Here is an 18,808-nt window from a genome sequence, read left to right on the forward strand (position 1 = left end):
AGCAAGATGACCACCGCCCCCCCTCCTCGACGATGGCAGCACCATCTGCCGTCGGTGCAGGAGACGTCGGCGGGCGGGGTCATCATCGACATCCACGAGGGTGCCGCGCGGATCGCCATCATCGCCCGCCGCAACCGGGCCGGGCGGGTCGAGTGGTGCCTGCCCAAGGGGCACATGGAGCCCGGGGAGACCCTCGAGGAGGCCGCCGAGCGGGAGGTGGCTGAGGAGACGGGCATCGTGGGTCGGGTGCTGGTGACCCTGGGGACGGTGGACTACTGGTTCTCCACCCCGCAGCACCGGATCCACAAGCGGGTGCACCACTATCTGCTCGAGGCCACCGGCGGCGAGCTGTCCGTGGAGGGCGACCCCGATCAGGAGGCCTTCGACGCCATCTGGTGCCCCCTGACCGAGGCGCACCGGGTGCTGACCTTCCCCAACGAGCGCCGCATCGCCGAGGTCGCCTGGGCCAGGCTGGCCGGGACGGCGTGAGGCTCGCTCATCCCGCGCCACCTGCCAGGCGCGGGCTCCTGTCTCTCATCCAGGCGTATGCCGTGGTGCTCGCCCTGTGTTTTGTCCCGGCTGGTCCGACCCACGCGTCGGTCGACGAGAGGGCAGCCTCGACCCGGACGGCGCCGACGGACGAGGCCCTGCTGCGGGTCCGGCTGGACGCGGTGACGCCCTCCATCGCCGGCCCCGGCACCGACGTGGTGGTGTCCGGAACCCTGAGCAATGTGGGCACCGACCCCGCACGGGTGCACAGCGTGCGGGTCAGCACGGCGCTGCGTGGTCTGGACACCCGCGAGGCCGTCAGTCAGTGGTCGACACAGGGCAGCCTGGACACCCCGGTGCTGCTCGCCGAAGACCGCATCTCCGCGGCCTTGGAGCCGGGAGCCGTCGTGCGCTTCTTCGCCCGGGTGCCGGCCGGTGCCGCCGACCCGGGTTTCGACTTCGCCACCCTGCCGCTGCGGATCGAGGTGACCGAGCCCGTCCTGGGATCCGTCGGGGCCGAGGGCTCCGCGGCGGGTGACGGGGACGAGGCCGCGGGGGACGGGGACGAGGCCGCGGGGGACGACGCAGAGGTGGTCGGTGAGGTGCTGCCCGGCACCGAACTGCGCACCTATCTGCCGTGGCAGGCGGTGGGCGCGGACCAGTTCAACCCGATCGACATCGCCTGGGTCGCTCCGTTGACCCTGCCCGGTGGGGCCGCCCTGGTCGACCCCGACGACACGGTGCGGGCCCAGGCGTGGTCGGCCGCCATCGGCCCCGACTCTGCCAATGTCGCGATGCTGGCCGGACTATCCGACACGGCAGCCACCTTCATCGTCGACCCTGCCGTGTTCACACCGTTGGACCCGGTGGCCTCGCTCACCGAAGCCGTCCAACTGCCGGGCGAGGAGACGGAGGAACCCACCGAGCCGGAGGACACACCCACCGACCCCACGTCCGAGCCGTCGGAGGACTCGGCCACGGTGAGCCCCCCTGCCGGCCAGGCGACCGGGGACCCACCGGAAAGCACCGGCTCTGAGCCCACGCCGGCCGCGCCGGGCACCGGATCAACCGACAGCACATCAACCGACCCTGCCTTAAGCGACTCTGCATCGACCGACCCTGAGTCAACCGACCCTGCATCAACCGACCCTGAGTCAACCGACAGCGAGGGGGACGCCCTCGAGAGCGGTGGCGAGGGTGCGGGCGAGGGGACAACCGGAGACCCCGCCGGTGAGCAGGACCCCGCACAACCGACCGGTGCAGTCACGTCAGGACCCGACGACGCCGCAGCCACGTCGACCGGCGGTGCGGATCCCTCGGGTGGGGAACCGACCGGCGACCCTGAGCCGGTGGAGCCGCCGACACCCCCGACGACCGAGGCCGCCGTCCTGGCCCTGAGTGCCCTCATCGCCCAGGTCCCGGAGCAGCGGCTCTGGTGGCTGCCCGTCGCTGACCCGGACACCGGTGCCCTGCTGGATCTCGGCGCCGAGACCGAGGACGTCGCCGCCCTCGTCGGCCGTCCCCCGGTCGAGCCCCTGGTTGCCGCGGGCCGCACGGACATCGCGTGGCCCGTGTCGACCGAGCTTGACGATGCCATGGTGGCGTCCCTGACCGACGTCTGGCGCATGGCGGGTGGCGCCACCGGCGCTGCGGGCCTGCGCAACGGCTCACTGGCCGCCGTCCTGCTGCCGTCCTCGGGCATCGAAGGAGAGACGTTCACCGGGTCCGCGGCACGCTCGTACGCCAGCGGCACCCGGCTGCTCGGCTATGACGAGAGACTCAGCGGTGTGGTGGCCGCGGCAGGCACCCCTGACCAGGACGGCCGCTCCGTCCAACGCTTCCTCGCCGAGACCATGGCCGTCTATCAGCAGCGTCCCGCCGAGGACCGTTCCCTGGTGGTGGCGATCCCGCGCGGCACCCACGTGGACGCCGACACCCTGCGTGAGCTCACCGGCGCAGCCCACGGGGCACCCTGGCTGGCCGAGACGAGCGCGGGTGAGCTCCTCGACACGAGAGACGCCGGCGACCAGGCCGTTCCTGCGGTCGTGGTGCCACCGCCACCGCCGCCGACGGGTGAGGGCGACGGGACCGGGACCAACAGCACCAGAGCCGATGCCGGGGTCCCCGCCCCGGGCAACCTCACGGCATACACAACTCCCGGACCCAGCCCGCTGACGACCGGTCGGGTCGCGCAGGTCGAGGAGGCGAGGGAGTCCCTGGCAGGCGCGTCCGAGATCGTGCCCGGCAGCGAGGAGGCGGACGCCACCTGGCGGCGCGTGCTGGACGGGCAGTACTCCACGCGCTGGCGTCAGGACACCGCGGGCTGGTCGGCATCCGTCGACCGGGTGGTCGCGCTGGCACGGGAGATCCTCACCGGGCTGACGATCAACCCCACCACGATCAACTTCTTTGCCGACGAGGGCCTGATCCGGATCACCGTCACCAACGACCTGCCCGTGCAGATCGACAACCTGCAGATGACGGTCTCCCCCGGCAACGCGCGACTGCGGATCCTGGGGCAGCCCGACCCGATCACCATCGGACCGGAGTCACGGGCCACGGTGCAGTTCCGGGCGCGCGCGATCGCCGCCGGCGAGGTCCCGCTGAGCACCACCCTGAGCACCCCCAACGGGACGCCGGTGGGCCAGGAGGCCGAGACGTCCGTGCGCGTCCGACCGGCCGGGGTCTGGATCTACTGGCTGCTCGGCGGCGTCGCAGGTGTCATCCTTGTCCTCGGCCTGGTGCGTGCCCTGCGCCCCCGGTCACCATCCAGCCAGTCCGAGCAGAAGGTCGAGGCCCCCGGGCCCGACACGGAGAGTCCTTGAGCGACCAGCCCCCCACCTCAACACCCCCGCCCTCGGGTGGTCACTCCTCCGCATCCCTGGCTCGGGCCAGCGCGCTGATGGCCTCCGGGACCTTTGTGTCCCGACTGCTGGGCATGGTCCGGGTCCTGCTGCTCGCTGGTGCGATCGGTGTCCTGAACTCACCGGCGGGCAACGCGTGGCAGACCGCCAACACCCTGCCCAACACGATCTACATCCTGCTGGCCGGCGGGGTGCTCAACGTGGTGCTCGTGCCGGCCCTGACCCGGGCGATGGCGATGAGCCCAGAGAGGGGTCGGGACTTCACCGACCGGCTGATCACCCTGGCGCTGACCGGGCTGGCCCTGATCACGGTGGTCTTCACTGCCGGGGCCGCCGTGCTCACCAAGCTCTATGCGCTCTCCTGGACCGGGGAGCAGCTCGCCCTGGCCATCACCTTCGCCTACCTGTGCCTGCCGCAGATCTTCTTCTACGGCGTCTACACCCTCCTCGGGCAGATCCTGAACTCCCGCGAGAAGTGGGGGTGGTACATGTGGGCGCCGGTCGCCAACAACATCGTGGCGATCGCCGGGATCGTGCTCTTCATGGCGCTCTACCCGCAGGCCCGCACGATCGGCCCCGGGGAGTGGACGCCGGACATGATCTGGCTGCTGGCCGGCACCGCGACGCTCGGCGTCGCGGTCCAGGCCGGCGTGCTCATCGTGCCCACCTGGCGCTCCGGCTTCCGCTATCGCCCCCGCTGGGGATTCCGCGGGGTCGGTCTGGGCGCGGCGTCGCGGATGGCCATGTGGATGCTGGCGATCATCGGGGTCTCCCAGGCGGGGATGTGGCTGTCGACCAACGTGCTCAACCGGGCCAGCGCCCTGGACGGGTCCGCGCCGGGCAAGATCCTCTATGAGAACGCCTTCCTCATCTACATCCTGCCGCACAGCCTGATCGCGACCTCCCTGATCACCGCCATGTTCACCCAGATGTCGCGGTCCGCCCACGCCGAGGACCTGAGGTCCCTGGGGGCGCAGTACCGCCACGGCCTGCGGCTGCTCGGCGTCGCCATGGTGCCGATCAGCGTTGGTCTGTTCCTCCTGGCCCCGGCCATGACCAGCATCTTGTTCTTCAACAACACCTGGGAGGAGACGATCGCGACCGCCTGGGTGACCATGGCGATGGTGATCGGGCTGGCGCCGTATGCCGTGTACATCCTCTCGGGACGCATCTTCCACGCCTTCCAGGACGGGTGGACCCCGTTCCGCATGCAAGTGGTCATCACCACCGTGTCGATCGCCGGCATCCTGGTGTCCGCGACCCTGCCCGCCACACAGACCGCCATCGGAGTGGGCTTCTCCCAGACCCTGGGTCAGGCCGTGGCCGCGGTGCTGGGCCTGTTGTGGGTCCGCAAGCGTCTGGGTCGCCTGCCGCTCAAGGATGTCCTGCACAGCTATCTGCGGATCACCCTCGCGACAGTCATCGCCGGGATCGTGCTGCTGCTGATCGTCCTGGCCACCCGGGAACTGCTCGACGGCAAGGTGGCCGCTGCGGTCATGCTCTTCGTCGGGGGCCCGGTGTTCTTCCTGGTCTATGGCCTGGTGGCGCACAAGGCCGGGGTCACCGAACTCGCCGAGGCAGCCGCACCCCTGCTCCGCCGACTGGGTCGCGGCCCCAAGGCACCGGCGGCGGTGGCCGACCGCCCGCGCCACCGCGACAACGAGCACCACGACAGCGAGCACCGCGACAGCGAGCACCACGACAGCGGCCGCCACGCGGACTCCGACACCCGCGCGCACGGCGGGAAGAGCGATGAGGGCGGGGACACCACCCACCTCGGCGACCTCGAGCACGAGCACCACGGGCCACGAGGAACCGACGAGCAGGAGGCCGGCAGCACAGCGCGGCGCACCCAGGACGACTCCCCTGGTGAGGATGACACGGGCTGGCAGACGGCATACGAGGACCTCCGGCACGCTGAGCAGGGCTCCTCCGCATGGACCAGCGCCGGTCCGGCCCTAGGATTGGGCGGAGCAGGGTATGGACAGGACTGGGAGGTGTGGGGTATGGGTCTGGAACCGGGCACGATGCTGGGGCGCCGTTATGCGCTCGAGGAGCTTCTGGCTCAACGCGGCGACGTGCTGGAGTACTGGTCCGCCCAGGACACCACTCTGGAGCGACTCGTCGCGGTGACGCTGCTCCCGTCCACCGGCGACCGCGCGATCCTGGCGCACGCGGTGCTGGACGGCGCGCGGCGCACAGCCGGGGTCGACGACCCCCGTCTGGTGCGCGTGCTGGATGTCGGGGAGGAGAACGGCTACTGCTGGATCGTCGAGGAAGGCCTGCCCGACGCCGAGTCCCTGGCCTCGCTGACCGTGGACGGACCCCTGCCCGCCGAGGAGGCCCGCCGGCTGGTCGGTGAGGCAGCCGTGGGCATGGAGTCCGCGCGACGCCGAGGCCTCCACCACCTCTATCTCAATCCCCACTCCGTGCTGCGCACCCGGGACGGCAGCATCAAGGTCTCCGGGGTGGGGGTCACCGCCGCGATCGAGCAGACCGACGACATCGAGGCCAGAGCGGCCTCCGTGATCGACACCGCCGACCTGGTCGCCCTGCTCTACACCGGGCTGACGGCCCAGTGGCCCGGTGACGAGATCGACGGTCTGCCCTCGGCCCAGCGCCGCGCGGACGGGTCGCTGCCGGCCCCCTCCGACACGGCTCGGGAGGTGCCGGGTGACCTCGACGCGCTGTGCGTTCAGATGCTCGGCCTGGACTATGACCCGACCGAGGGTCCGCAGACCCCCGGAGAGCTGGCCCGTCAGCTCGCCCCGTGGGCCTCCGAGATCGTGGCGGCCTCCTCGGCGGGATCCGGCACCGGCGGTCAGGGCTTCGCGCGACCGCAGGACTCAAGTGGCACTCCGCGCGGGGGCACCGCCGCCGGAGGGGCGGCCGGCGCCGCTGCCATCGGTGCCGCAGCGGCCGCCCAGGGCTCTGACCTGCGCAGTCCCGTTGCCGCAGGCGCAGACGAGGGTCACGAGCGCGCCGATGATCACTCGGACGACCCTGTGCACGCGGAGCAGTTCCCGGTCGGGACCACGTCCTACCAGGGCGACGACGAGATCGGTCTCGACGAGCGTTATGAGCAACGCCCGGACCGCGGCCTGCCCCCCGGCATCCGCGAGCGCGACGGCGGGCGAGGTCAGAGCTGGGTCGTGCTCCTGATCGTGGGTGTGCTGGTGCTCGCGGCGGTCTTCGCGGCATACTCCGTCTTCAGCAACCTCGGGGACGACACGGACGACGGTGAGGCCCAGCGACCGCTGCCCACCACCGCGCCGTCGGAGTCCCCGACCGACGAGCCGACCCAGACCAGCGACGACGATGAGACGACCGCCGCACCGGAGCCCGGCGCGGAGATCAGCCTTGTCGGCGCCAGCGACTTTGACAGCAACGGCAGCGAGGAGAAGCCGGATCTGACGGCCCGCGCCATCGACGGTGACCCGGAGACCTGGTGGAACACCTTCACCTATCTGGTCCCGAACTGGGGCGGGCTGAAGGACGGCGTCGGCCTGGTCATCGACACCGGCGAGACCCAGCCGATCACCGAGGTGACCGTCACCTTCCCGGACGGGGACTACGGCGCCACGGTCTATGTCGGCGATAGCCCAGACACCACCGGCACGGCCATCGGCACCTCAGACTCCGCCTCCGAGGAGTGGGTGGTCACGGCCGACGAGCCGGTCGAGGGTCGTTACATCGTGATCTACTTTGACCGTGCGTGGGCCGGTCCCAACGGGGAGATCGTCCGGGTTGCCGAGGTGAGCGCACGCTCATGAGTGACCGTATGCCGTGGGGGCACCCACCGAGTCGGGTCGGGAGAGCCCTGTGGTGACCGTCGACCTGGCTGAGCGCACCGACCACGAGCTGCTCAACCTGCACAAGGACGGTGACGCCGAGGCCTTCGGAGAGTTGTTCCGTCGGCACAAGGACCGGATGTGGGCCGTGGCCCTCCGCACCTCGCGTGACCCGGAGATTGCCGCCGACGCAGTGCAGGACGGCTTCATCAACGCCTTCCGGCGCGCCGACTCCTTCCGTGGCGATGCCGCCGTGACGACCTGGCTCCACCGGATCGTCGTCAACGCGTGCCTCGACCGGCTGCGACGGATCAAGCCCACCGCAGACATCGCCGACCACGACCCCGTCGAGCAGCGCGACTATCACCGCAGCGTCGAGGTCCGCCTCGACGTCCGGGAGGCGCTGGAGCAGCTCCCCGAGGGGCAGAAGATGGCCCTGGTGCTGGTGGATATGCACGGGCTGAGCGTGGCGGAGGCCGCGCAGATCCTGGAGGTGGCCGAGGGAACCGTGAAGTCTCGCTGTGCCCGCGGACGCGCAGCCATGGCCCAACTGCTGGAACCGGCATGACGACGCACCGGTCAAACTGCCAGGGAACCTCCGGAGCCGGCCATGCGTCATACACCCGTGGAGCTGATGGACAGAGCCACCCGCAGAAGCGCATCGACACACCCGTGAGGAGGTCCCCGTGACTGGATCGCGTCCCGATCCTGACCTGAACCAGCCCGACGACCAGGACCCCACGGGTGTCCGCTCCCTGCTCGCCGGTCTCCCAGATCCAGGCCCGATGCCCGACGAGCTGATGGCCCGGATCGTCCAGAGCCTGGAGTTGGAGCAGCAGCGCCGCTCAGCCGGCGCCGCCAGCAGCTATCCCGGGGGTCCTGCCACACCCGACACCAGCGATGACCCCCTCGGGGAAGGCCGCTCAGATCATGGCTCTGTCGTGTCCCTGGATGCCGAGCGCCAGCGCCGCCGTCCCGGACGCACCGTGCTGTGGCTCGGCGGGGCTGCCGCGGTCGCGATGGTCGCCACCTTGTCGGTGAACCAGCTGATCGACGGCAATGGCGACGCCGGGGTCTCGGCGCAGGTGCCGGCTGCTGACTCGGCCGAGGCCGGCGGCGACGCGGGCATCGCCGACCGGGACGAGGCACCTCAGCGGGACCAGGAGGATGCCGCCGAAGTGCCACCCGGAGCAGTCGCCGAGCCCGCACCCACCGACGCTGGTGATGCTGCGGTCGACGGTGGTAGTCCCGACGACCCCGGCGCACAGGACGGCAGCACAGCGCAGGTGCATGGCGACTCTGAGGCGCTCCGCGTGCTCACCGCCGACGGCACCATTGCGCTGAGCACGACCGGGTGGGGCGGGCAGGTGAGCAGCTGGGTTGCTGCTGAGCCCGAGCCCGGCACCTCGAGCTGGACGAGCCGGGACGCCCTGGAGTGCGTCACCGCCCACGGGCTGGACATCACGGACGCCCAGCAGCTGCTGCTCTCCGACGCCAACTGGGACGACACCCCAGCCGTCCTGCTGGTCACCGAGCAGGCCGAGAGCACCACCGCCTGGGTCGTGAGCCCTGACTGCGACGAGGTCCTCTCCGGCCCGCTCACCCTCCCGCGCTGAGCAGCACTCGAGACGGGCATCGGCTCACCGCGTGAGTCGCTCCCACGCCGAGCCTGCTCCACACGCAGCCGCTCCTGCTCGGAGTCGGCTCAGGGAACATCGGGCACGTAGGATCGGTTGTGATGAACGATGGTGGCCACCCCAGGTGGGCACCGACAGCCGACGACGCTTCCTGGAGATGCCTGCATGATCACGATTCCCGAGGAGTCACCCTTGCCCGGTCCAGCCGATGGGGCCCTGCGTGATGTCATCATCGTCGGATCCGGTCCGGCGGGCTATACGGCGGCGGTCTATGCTGCCCGTGCCAACCTCGAGCCGTTGCTGTTCGAGGGTGCGGTGACCGCTGGTGGCGCGCTGATGAACACTACCGACGTGGAGAACTTCCCCGGCTTCGAGAACGGCATCATGGGCCCAGACCTGATGTTTGCGATGCGTGGCCAGGCGGAGCGCTTTGGTGCCGAGCTGGTGCGCGACGACGTCGTGTCTCTCGACCTGACCGGTCCCGTCAAGGAGGTCACGGACGCCAGCGGACAGGTGCACCGGGCACGCTCCGTCATCCTCGCCATGGGATCGGCCTATCGCGAGCTCGGCCTCCCCGACGAGAAGCGACTGTCCGGCCACGGTCTGTCGTGGTGCGCCACCTGTGACGGTGCCTTTTTCCGGGACCAGGACATCGCCGTGGTCGGTGGTGGCGACTCCGCGATGGAGGAGGCGACCTTCCTGACCCGTTTTGCCCGCTCAGTCACGGTCATCCACCGTCGCGACGAGCTGCGCGCCTCCAAGATCATGGCCGAGCGCGCCCAGAACGACCCCAAGATCCGTTTCACGTGGAACAGCGAGGTGACCGCGCTGCACGGAGACCCCAAGCTGACCGGCGTCACCCTGCGCGACACCGTCACGGGCGCTGAGCAGGACGTCCCGTTCGCGGCCGTCTTCGTGGCGATCGGTCATGACCCCCGCAACGAGCTGATCACCGAGCAGGTCGCGCTCGACGCAGAGGGCTATGTGCTCGTCGAGGGCCGCTCCACCCAGACCAACGTGCCTGGCGTCTTTGCCTGTGGCGACCTCGTCGACCACACCTATCGTCAGGCAGTCACCGCCGCTGGCACGGGGTGCTCAGCGGCTCTCGACGCCGAGCGTTTCCTGGCCGCTCTGGACGCCCAGCAGGGCGTTCCCGCGCTCGTCAGCTGACCCAGACATCAACTGCCACAACTGAATTCGACAACCAAGCCTCGCCACACACGAGCGACCGCTCATCCACGATGGAGGAAACCCATGGCTACCAAGCACACCACAGACGCTGACTTCCAGGCCGACGTCCTCGACCAGTCCACCCCTGTCCTGGTGGACTTCTGGGCCCCGTGGTGCGGCCCGTGCAAGATGGTGGCTCCGATCCTGGAGGAGCTGTCCGAGGAGTATGGCGACAAGATCCAGGTCGTCAAGCTCAACACCGACGACAACCCGCAGGTGACCGGCCGCTACGGCATCACCGGCATCCCCACGATGAATGTCTATGTCGACGGTGAGGTCGTCAAGACCCTGGTCGGTGCACTGCCCAAGCAGAAGCTGGTGCGCGAGCTGGAGAACTACCTCGGCTGATCCTCACCCCCTGGTGCAGACCAGCACCGACGACGACGGCCCCGGACCATGATGGTCCGGGGCCGTTGCGTGTCCCGCCCAGCCGCCCCCGAAGGAAGCGGGACCGACGGTCAGGACGTGGCCAGCAGGTCCAGGATCCGGTCGAGGTCCTCCAGCGAGGCGAACTCCACGGTGACCTTGCCCTTGCGCTTGCCCATCGAGATGGCTACCCGGGTGTCCAACCGGTCCGCCAGGCGTGCTGCGTGCTCCTCGAGCTCAGGCTGCGGCTCCCGGACTGCTCGGGAGCGTGGTCCGGGACCCTCACCACCCTCACCCAGGAGCACGATCTCCTCCACGGAGCGCACCGACAGGCCCTCGGCCACGATGCGCTGAGCGAGCCGCTCCATCGCCGCGCCGTCCGGCAGGCCCAGGAGAGCACGGGCGTGACCGGAGCTGAGCACGCCGGCTGCGACGCGGCGCTGCACCAGTGGTGGCAGCTTGAGCAGTCGCAGCGTGTTGCTGATCTGCGGTCGTGATCGGCCGATGCGGGACGCCAGCTCCTCGTGGGTGCAGGCGAAGTCCTCCAGGAGCTGCTGATAGGCAGCAGCCTCCTCCAGCGGGTTGAGCTGCGCCCGGTGCAGGTTCTCCAACAGGGCGTCGCGCAGCATGGCCTCGTCGTCGGTGTCCCGCACGATGGCAGGGATCGATGTCAGGCCGGCCATCGTGGCTGCGCGCAGCCGCCGCTCGCCCATAATGAGCTCGTATCCCGTTGCTGCAGAGCGGACTACGACGGGTTGCAGGACTCCGATCTCGCGGATGCTGTGCTCGAGCTCTGCGAGGTCATCCTCGTCAAAGACCTGCCGTGGCTGCCTACGGTTGGGCACGATGTCCGCTACCGGGATCTCCGCAAAGCGAGCACCCGGGACCGGCGCCAGGGCCGGCTCCGGAGACATGGGCGCGGCCGTCTGATCGTCAGCACCCGATGGGATGTCAGGGGTCCCCAAGGCGGTGTCAGGCTCACTGGAGACCTCGGTCTCCAGCAGTGCCGTGGCGGTCCCCGGCTCAACCTGCTGATGGGTCTGCCGCGGAAAGAAGACGTCACTGGGCCGGTCGACGCCCGTCGGAGCGGGCGGGATCAGCGCTCCTAGTCCTCGGCCCAGTCCTCGTCGCCGGTCACTCATGGGTGCTGCCTTCCTCTCCTGCCCGAGGGGATCGGGCGACTTCCTTGGCGGCCTCCAGATAGCACAGGGCACCGCTGCTGATGGGGTCATAGGTCATGACGGTCTCTCCGTGGCTGGGAGCCTCGCTAATGCGGACCGACCGCGGGATGGAGGTCCTCAGGACAGTGCTCGTGAAGTGGGTGCGCACCTCGTCGGCGACCTGGGAGGACAGCCTGGTGCGGCCGTCATACATGGTCAGCAGGATGTGGGAGACCTGGAGCTCTGGGTTGAGGTGCTCCTTGATCAGGTCAATATTGGTGAGGAGCTGGCTGAGGCCCTCCAGCGCGTAGTACTCACACTGGATGGGGATCAGCACCTCGGACCCCGCCACGAACGAGTTGATCGTGAGCAGACCCAGGCTCGGTGGGCAGTCGATGAAGACGTAGTCGAAGCGTGCTCCCGCCTCCTCTTCGGCCCGCAGGAAGGCACGGACAGCCTTGCGCAGCCGGCCCTCGCGGGCCACCATCGGCACCAGCTCGATCTCGGCACCGGCCAGGTCCACGGTCGCCGGGGCGCACCACAGACCCGGCAGCGAGGGACTCTCGTGCACCACCTCAGCCAGGGAGGTGCCATCGATGAGCACGTCATAGACGCCCGCCGTGTCGCCCGCGTGCGGGATCCCAAGAGCAGTGCTGGCATTTCCCTGCGGGTCCATGTCAATCACCAGGACGCGCAGTCCCTGCTGGCTGAGTGCCGCCGCCATGTTGACGGTGGTCGTGGTCTTACCCACGCCGCCCTTCTGGTTGGCGACAGTGAGCACCCGCGTCTCGCGGGGCCGGGGCAGCTGCGGAGAGCGAGTTGGGTCCAACTGGGCGTCACGCTCGGTCATTGCGGGGACAGCGGACGGTGTTTCACGTGAAACCTGCGCATCAGTGGGTGCCGCCGTTGCACGGGTGGCCGTGTCATCGGCCTGAGGCCCCTCGGAGTGCGTTTCACGTGAAACCACGTCTTCCCAGGCAGTTTGCTTGGGCACCTTTTCACGTGAAACAACGTCATCCTGCGGGGTCCGCTCGACCCCCGCGGTCTCACGTGCAGCACGGTCGTTGTGTGCGGTCTCCTCGGGCCCTGTTTCTCGTGAAACAGTCGCGTTCTCGCCACGCCGCCCCGGAGTGGACCACCCCACGGGTGTCGGCGTGCCCCAGGAGTCCAACGACCCACCCTCAGTTGGTGGCCAGCCGACGGCCGTGGAACGTCGCGCGTCTGATCGAGCGACCGGGTTCCTGAGGTTCAAAGTCTTCATCTCTGACATCATCCCCCGCTGGCTTGCCGCTCTGTGGACCCACGCCGGGGTGAGGACTGAGCGCCCTTCTTGGTGCCGCGGGTGCGTCCCGGTCCGGACGACGACCGCCGCACGGCCGACTCCGTCGGTTTGACGGGGACCGAGCCGACGGTGACCTCCACGAGTCGCGTGGGCTCGGGCAGTGAGTCCTCGCCGAGGACAATGAGCCGACCACTCGTGGCGCCGGCGCGCCGCAACTCAGGCTCATCCTCGGCGAGCTCGCGCTCCGCCGTGGCTCCCTTGAGGGCGAGCAGTCGTCCCTCGGCCTCGAGCAGCGGCAGACACCACGCTGAGAGCTCGCCGAGACGAGCGACCGCGCGGGCGGTAACCACCGGCGCCCGCAGCTTGCCCCAGAAGTCCTGGGCCCGACCGCGCAGGACCTGGACATTGCCGAGGCCGAGCTCGTCGACCGTGCTCTGCAGCCAGGTGGTCCGGCGGAGCATCGGCTCGACCAGCACGACATCGAGGTCCGGCCGGGCGATGGCCAGGACGAGTCCCGGCAGCCCTGCGCCCGACCCCACGTCGACCAGCCGGGTGCGGTGTGGCAGGACAGCCTCCACGACTCCACAGTTGAGCAGGTGACGATCCCACAGGCGGGGAGTCTCGCGCGGTCCGATGAGGCCGTGGCTGACGCCGGTGTCCGCCAGGATCTGGGCGAACTGCTCCGCGATCGGGAGCCGGTTGCCGAAGATCTCGCTGGCAACCGGTGGCGGACGGTCCGGGAGGCCCGGCTGCTCGCTGTCATCGTGTTTCACGTGAAACGTCCTCATTGGTCTCGGGGATCCTGCCATCAGGGCGTGCCTGAGGCACGACACTGAGCGGCAGCGCCCTAGTCTGCCAGGTTCGGCAGGCAGCTCCGGACACCCCCACCACGACAGCGGCCCACCCCCGCGGACGGGAGTGGGCCGGTGTGGTCCGTGCGCACCGCGCTCGGACGTGACGCTCGCAGGGAGCACCGTGCGCATCAGTCCTGGGGCAGGATGACCACGTAACGATTCGGCTCGGTGCCTTCGGACTCGGAGATCAGACCAGCTGCGAGGACCTCGTCGTGCACCACCTTGCGCTCGAACGCGGACATCGCCTCGAGCTCCGCCTGCTCCCCGGAGTTCTTGACCGTCTCGCAGGTGCGCCGTGCCAGGGTCACCAGCTCCGCGCGCCGACCGGCCCGGTGACCGGCAATGTCCAGCATGAGCCGGCTGCGGTCGCCGGTCTCGGCCTGGACGGCAAGGCGGGTCAACTCCTGAAGCGCCTCCAGGACCGCAGCTCCGGAGCCCACCAACTTCTTGGGCGCCGGGCCGTCCTCGGAGTCGACGATCGCCACCGCGGCACGGTCGCCCTCGACGTTGACCTCGAGGTCCCCGTCCAGGTCGGCGATGTCCAGGAGGGTCTCCAGGAAGTCGGCGGCAATCTCGCCCTCGTGCTCCAGGGCCTCCTTGCGGGTCGACGAACCACCCTGCTGGAGAGCACTGCTCTCTGTGGTCGTCTCGGGGCTGTCCTCGGTCGTGGGAGTTGCCACGCCCTCCGGTGTCTCAGCGGTCTGCTGCGTGATGGGTTCGGTAGTCACCAAAGCTCCTGGGTGTGTTTGGGGTGTGGTTTGTGGGGCGCGGAGGCGGTCAGCGGCCCTTGGGCCGGTTGCTGCCCTTCTTGCGCTTCTTGCTCTTGGGCTGGACTCGTTGCCCGCTGCGAGCCGCGCCGGCCGAGCCTGTCCCGCCGCCCACGCCTGCCTCGTCGGACTCCTCCTCATCGGTGGTGCTGCTCAGCTGCATCTTGGTCACCGGCTTGCCCTTGGCGAGGCGACGCTGCTCCAGCGCCTTCTCGGCGGGCGATCCGGGCGCCGGCATGCGACGGATGACGTAGAACTGCTGGCACATCGTCCAGAGGTTGGAGACGGTCCAGTAGATGAGCACACCGAGCGGGAAGTTGACGCCGGTGACCGCAAAGATGAGGGGCAGGGCATAGAGCAGGATCTTCTGCTGCCGTGCCATGGGGTTGTCCAGCGCAGCGGCCGGCATGTTCTTGCGCATCAGCTGATGCTGCGTGGTGAAGGTCGTCACCGACATCGCGATGATGAGCACCACGGAGAGGATCTTGGCCGAGGTGTCGTCGCTGTGCAGGAAGCTGGAGGACAGCTTGGCGCCGAGGATCGTCGCCTCGTTCATCGCCCCTGCCAGCTCCTGGGTGAAGAAGCCCGGCACGGTCTTCTTGCCGCTGGCGATCGCCGGCACAGTGTTCAGGATCCGGAACAGCGCAAAGAAGAACGGCATCTGGGCCACGATCGGCAGGCACGACGAGAACGGGTTCGTGCCGTGCTTCTTATAGAGCGCGAACGACTCCTCCTGCATCTTCTGGCGGGAGAGGTCGTCCTTCTTGCCCTTGTACTTCTTCTGGATCTTCATCAGCTCGGGCTGGATGAGCTGCATCCGGCGCTGCGAGTGGATCTGTCGCACAAACAGCGGCATGAGCATGACACGCAGGACGACGACCAGGCCGACGATGCACAACGCCCAGGTCAGTCCGTTGGAGTCCGCCATGCCCAGGGCGGAGAAGATCCAGTGGAAACCGGCCAGGATCGACGAGACGAGCCAGGTGAACGGCCAGAGCAGAGTGTCTAGCATGTGGTCCTCGGTGTCGGCGGGTGGCAGTATCAACCGCACCCGCGGTGGATGGTTAGTGGTCTGTGGTGGTGCTGCGGCCAGGACCCCGCTCAGGGACGTGGTCGACCCCTCCGTGGGACCAGGGGTGGCACCTACCCAACCGACGAGCCGCCAGCCAGGTTCCCCTGATCGGTCCGTGTCGGCGCAGCGCGGTGACGGCATACGCCGAGCACGACGGGTAGAACTTGCACGACGGCCCCAGCAACGGGGAGATCAGCAATTGATAGACCCGCACCAGAGCGATCAACGGCATCGCCAGGTAGGTCCCGATCGTGCTCGCCTCCCGGCTGGTGGCCGTGCTCATCGCGCCACCTGGCAGGCGCGCTCCAGCGCCTGATCCAGGGCGTGGCCCAGCTGGGCCGACGACGCTGTCGCCGCGGCGGCGTTGGCCCGCACAACCAGATCGGCCTCGGGGGGAAGATCCCCGATCCGGTCGGCGACGAGGTGGCGCAACCTGCGCGTCACACGGTGCCGCACAACCGAGTTGCCCACGGCGCGGGACACGACAAATCCGACCCGGGGACCCCGGGTCGGATCGGTGGTCGTCGCACAGTGCACCACAAGCAAGGGGGTGCCTGCGCGGCGCCGACGGGTCGTGCTCTCGCCACCCCGGAGCACCGCGGTGAATTCCCGCGGTCGGGTCAGCCGGTGACGTCGGGGCAGCACTGCGCAGACTGCTGACTCTGCTCAGGCAGACAGCTTGGTGCGGCCCTTGGCCCGACGGGAGGCCAGGATCGAGCGGCCAGCGCGGGTGCGCATCCGCAGACGGAAGCCGTGCACGCGGGAGCGACGGCGGTTGTTGGGCTGGAAGGTGCGCTTGCTCACTTGGAACTCCATTACCGCAGCACCGCAATGGTGCTGCCTCACACTGGATGTGGACCGGGGCGGCTCGTGGACCGGCCGCAATCGAAAGCCCACGCCGTCGAGACCCACTGGGCCACCACTCGTGGGCAGGCGAAAACGGCCGAGACAACAGGCCATCCCTAAAGGTACGGGAGGAGGCCGAGTCCGGTCAAACCGAGACTCCTCCGCCCCTGTCGACGACAACCTCTCAGTCTGCGTGACGCCCGTCGCCGGGTGCCGCCGACACGCCGGGACAGCACGATTTCGGGAGGCGACCTGCCGCCCACCACTTGCCCCCGAGGCACCTTCCTTGTTACGGTCCCGCCTTCGGTCGCTTCTGTCCACGGCTCTATGCACAGGTGTGGATAAACCTGTGGAAACTCGGGGTACGGTTATTCAGACCGACCACACCGACAGCCAAGGGGTCCGCCACCGATGACGCAGCCAGAGGTTGACTACACCCAGGTCTGGCGCGACACCATCGGAAAGATGGGCGACGACACCTCACCGCGCGACCGCGCCTATCTGGCGATGGTCCGGTTGGTGGGTCTGATCGACTCCACCGCACTCTTGGCGGTGCCCTATGAGCACACCAAAGAGACCCTCGAGACCACGCTGCGGGAGCCGGTGCGCCTGGCGCTCTCCTCCACGCTGGACGTGGACGTCCGCCTCGCGGTCACGGTCGACGACCTCCTGCGCCGGCAGGTCGAGGGTGAGGCCGACCCGCCGGCCACCACACCACCTGCAGGTCGCCCCGACGCCACCCCCCAGGGTGCCGACGACGACGCAGGTGGGGCCGACGGCGGGACCGGCGATCCGCACCAGCAGGTCATCACCGAGCAGGTCGACGGGCAACCGCTGGACAATGGCACCGGCCCGTCGCTGTCGGGCAGCGCGCCAGGTGCTCGACGCACGAGCGAGCGACCGCCCAAGCGCAACTCCTCGGCGGCCGACATGGACCCGCGCCTGAACCCCAAGTACACCTTCGACACCTTCGTGTCGGGCTCGTCCAACCGGTTTGCCCACGCGGCGTCACTGGCCGTGGCGGAGTCACCGGCCCGCGCCTACAACCCGCTGTTCATCTACGGCGAGTCCGGCCTGGGCAAGACCCACCTCCTCCACGCCATCGGGCACTACGCGCTCAACCTCTATCCGGGCGTGCGGGTGCGTTATGTGAACTCTGAGGAGTTCACCAACGACTTCATCAACAGCATCCGCGACGACAAGGCCGGAGCGTTCCAGCGCCGCTACCGCAATGTCGACTTCCTGCTCATCGACGACATCCAGTTCCTGCAGGGCAAGGAGCAGACGGTCGAGGAGTTCTTCCACACCTTCAACACGCTGCACAACAGCGAGAAGCAGGTCGTGATCACCTCCGACCAGCCCCCCAAGAAGCTCTCCGGCTTTGCCGAGCGGATGCGCAGCCGGTTTGAGTGGGGCCTGCTGACCGATGTGCAGCCGCCGGACCTGGAGACGCGCATCGCGATCCTCCAGAAGAAGGCCGCCCAGGAGGGCATGACCGCTCCCGACGACACGCTCGAGCTCATTGCCAGCAAGATCACGACCAACATCCGGGAGCTCGAGGGCGCCCTGATCCGGGTCACCGCCTTCGCGTCGCTGTCCGGCCACCCGGTCAGCGCCGAACTGGCTGGTCACGTGCTCAAGGACATCATCCCCAGCGGTGACGGCGGGACGATCACGGCTGGCACGATCATGACTGAGGTCGCCGACTACTTCCGGATCAGCGTCGACGACCTGTGCGGCACCTCCCGCTCACGCACGCTGGTCAACGCCCGGCAGATCGCCATGTATCTCTGTCGCGAGCTGACGGACCTCTCGCTGCCCAAGATCGGCGACGAGTTCGGCGGCCGCGACCACACCACGGTGATGCACGCCGAGCGCAAGATCCGCCAGCTGATCGGCGAGCGACGCGCCCTCTACGACCAGATCACCGAATTGACCGGTCAGATCCGCAAGGCCTCTGCGCGCTGAGGCACATCACTGTCGCGCGACTGTCGCGCCACGCTGACCCCACAGCCTCATCCACGGGTGTTACCCGGCGGTCACCTGCATCATCACCAGTTTATCCCCAGCCTGTGGATAACTCTGTGGGTAGTCTCCTGCCGTTCACTCCGCCGTCATCACCCCTCGATGTGGTGCACCGTCTCGACCAGGGCCCAGCCCTGTGGAGGATCAGGGGACTTCCTGTGTCTGACCGCTGGTCATCCTGGGCACAACCGCTGTATGACGGACCGCCGGTCTGTGCACAACAAACGCTCGTCCCCAGGCCGGCGCCGTCATCCCCAGGGGTGTCCACGCGGCATACACACGGTGAATCGCCGCGTGGACCAGCAACGACAGAGCGTTGTCCACAGGATCCACAACACCTATGACGACTACTGACTATCTTGTGGGAAGGCCTAGCCCCGCGTCCCCTGGGGACCTGGACCTGTGATTCACCCGAGCCACTCGTC

General features: G+C 68.9%; 16 protein-coding genes. 8 read left to right on the forward strand and 8 right to left on the reverse strand.

Annotated elements, in window-relative coordinates; genetic code table 11:
- Positions 1 to 6 precede the first annotated feature (6 nt).
- The 7 genes from FNH13_RS01310 to trxA all read left to right on the forward strand — a co-directional run bounded on the left by FNH13_RS01310 (position 7) and on the right by trxA (position 10,359).
- Positions 7 to 489, forward strand: coding sequence for an NUDIX domain-containing protein (locus tag FNH13_RS01310; RefSeq protein ID WP_143781787.1), 483 nt, complete (start codon positions 7 to 9; stop codon positions 487 to 489).
- Positions 486 to 3,314, forward strand: a complete 2,829-nt coding sequence (locus tag FNH13_RS01315; RefSeq protein WP_143781788.1) for a DUF6049 family protein — start codon at positions 486 to 488, stop codon at positions 3,312 to 3,314. The genes FNH13_RS01310 and FNH13_RS01315 overlap by 4 nt, the downstream gene beginning before the upstream one ends.
- Complete coding sequence (gene murJ / locus FNH13_RS01320; protein ID WP_143781789.1) at positions 3,311 to 7,126, forward strand: murein biosynthesis integral membrane protein MurJ; 3,816 nt, start codon at positions 3,311 to 3,313, stop codon at positions 7,124 to 7,126. Before FNH13_RS01315 ends, murJ begins: the two co-directional genes overlap by 4 nt.
- 49 nt (positions 7,127 to 7,175) lie before the next feature.
- Positions 7,176 to 7,712, forward strand: a complete 537-nt coding sequence (gene sigM / locus FNH13_RS01325) for an RNA polymerase sigma factor SigM (RefSeq protein WP_143781790.1) — start codon at positions 7,176 to 7,178, stop codon at positions 7,710 to 7,712.
- Positions 7,713 to 7,830: 118 nt separating this feature from the next.
- Positions 7,831 to 8,760, forward strand: a complete 930-nt coding sequence (locus FNH13_RS01330; protein WP_143781791.1) for a hypothetical protein — start codon at positions 7,831 to 7,833, stop codon at positions 8,758 to 8,760.
- 186 nt (positions 8,761 to 8,946) lie between these two features.
- A complete protein-coding gene (gene trxB / locus FNH13_RS01335) occupies positions 8,947 to 9,951 on the forward strand; it encodes a thioredoxin-disulfide reductase (protein WP_143781792.1) in 1,005 nt (334 codons plus the stop codon).
- Positions 9,952 to 10,035: 84 nt separating this feature from the next.
- Positions 10,036 to 10,359 carry a thioredoxin gene (trxA, locus tag FNH13_RS01340; RefSeq protein WP_143781793.1) on the forward strand — a complete coding sequence of 108 codons (324 nt, stop codon included), beginning with the start codon at positions 10,036 to 10,038 and terminating at the stop codon, positions 10,357 to 10,359.
- A gap of 110 nt (positions 10,360 to 10,469) precedes the next feature.
- Here trxA and FNH13_RS01345 read toward each other — a convergent pair whose 3' ends face one another.
- The 8 genes from FNH13_RS01345 to rpmH all read right to left on the reverse strand — a co-directional run bounded on the left by FNH13_RS01345 (position 10,470) and on the right by rpmH (position 16,316).
- Positions 10,470 to 11,519, reverse strand: a complete 1,050-nt coding sequence (locus FNH13_RS01345) for a ParB/RepB/Spo0J family partition protein (RefSeq protein ID WP_143781794.1) — start codon at positions 11,517 to 11,519, stop codon at positions 10,470 to 10,472.
- Complete coding sequence (locus FNH13_RS01350) at positions 11,512 to 12,387, reverse strand: ParA family protein (RefSeq protein ID WP_407669932.1); 876 nt, start codon at positions 12,385 to 12,387, stop codon at positions 11,512 to 11,514. Before FNH13_RS01350 ends, FNH13_RS01345 begins: the two co-directional genes overlap by 8 nt.
- 419 nt (positions 12,388 to 12,806) lie before the next feature.
- Positions 12,807 to 13,592, reverse strand: coding sequence for a 16S rRNA (guanine(527)-N(7))-methyltransferase RsmG (rsmG, locus tag FNH13_RS01355; protein ID WP_228266524.1), 786 nt, complete (start codon positions 13,590 to 13,592; stop codon positions 12,807 to 12,809).
- A 209-nt stretch (positions 13,593 to 13,801) separates the two neighbouring features.
- Complete coding sequence (locus FNH13_RS01360; RefSeq protein WP_165699936.1) at positions 13,802 to 14,401, reverse strand: Jag family protein; 600 nt, start codon at positions 14,399 to 14,401, stop codon at positions 13,802 to 13,804.
- A gap of 49 nt (positions 14,402 to 14,450) precedes the next feature.
- Positions 14,451 to 15,452, reverse strand: coding sequence for a membrane protein insertase YidC (gene yidC / locus FNH13_RS01365; RefSeq protein WP_143781798.1), 1,002 nt, complete (start codon positions 15,450 to 15,452; stop codon positions 14,451 to 14,453).
- Positions 15,453 to 15,504: 52 nt separating this feature from the next.
- Entirely contained in the window at positions 15,505 to 15,795 is a 291-nt protein-coding gene (gene yidD, locus FNH13_RS01370; RefSeq protein ID WP_143781799.1) for a membrane protein insertion efficiency factor YidD, read from the reverse strand.
- Positions 15,792 to 16,157, reverse strand: a complete 366-nt coding sequence (rnpA, locus tag FNH13_RS01375; RefSeq protein ID WP_143781800.1) for a ribonuclease P protein component — start codon at positions 16,155 to 16,157, stop codon at positions 15,792 to 15,794. The genes yidD and rnpA overlap by 4 nt, the downstream gene beginning before the upstream one ends.
- Positions 16,158 to 16,178: 21 nt before the next feature.
- Positions 16,179 to 16,316: a 50S ribosomal protein L34 gene (gene rpmH, locus FNH13_RS01380; RefSeq protein ID WP_143781801.1), complete on the reverse strand. Its 138-nt coding sequence runs from the start codon at positions 16,314 to 16,316 to the stop codon at positions 16,179 to 16,181.
- Between the two features lie 453 nt (positions 16,317 to 16,769).
- Between rpmH and dnaA the strand changes: the two genes are divergently transcribed.
- A complete protein-coding gene (gene dnaA, locus FNH13_RS01385; RefSeq protein ID WP_143781802.1) occupies positions 16,770 to 18,326 on the forward strand; it encodes a chromosomal replication initiator protein DnaA in 1,557 nt (518 codons plus the stop codon).
- The last annotated feature ends 482 nt before the right edge of the window (positions 18,327 to 18,808 follow it).

Origin of the sequence: Ornithinimicrobium ciconiae, from assembly GCF_007197575.1 — a bacterium.
Classification (GTDB): domain Bacteria; phylum Actinomycetota; class Actinomycetes; order Actinomycetales; family Dermatophilaceae; genus Ornithinicoccus; species Ornithinicoccus ciconiae.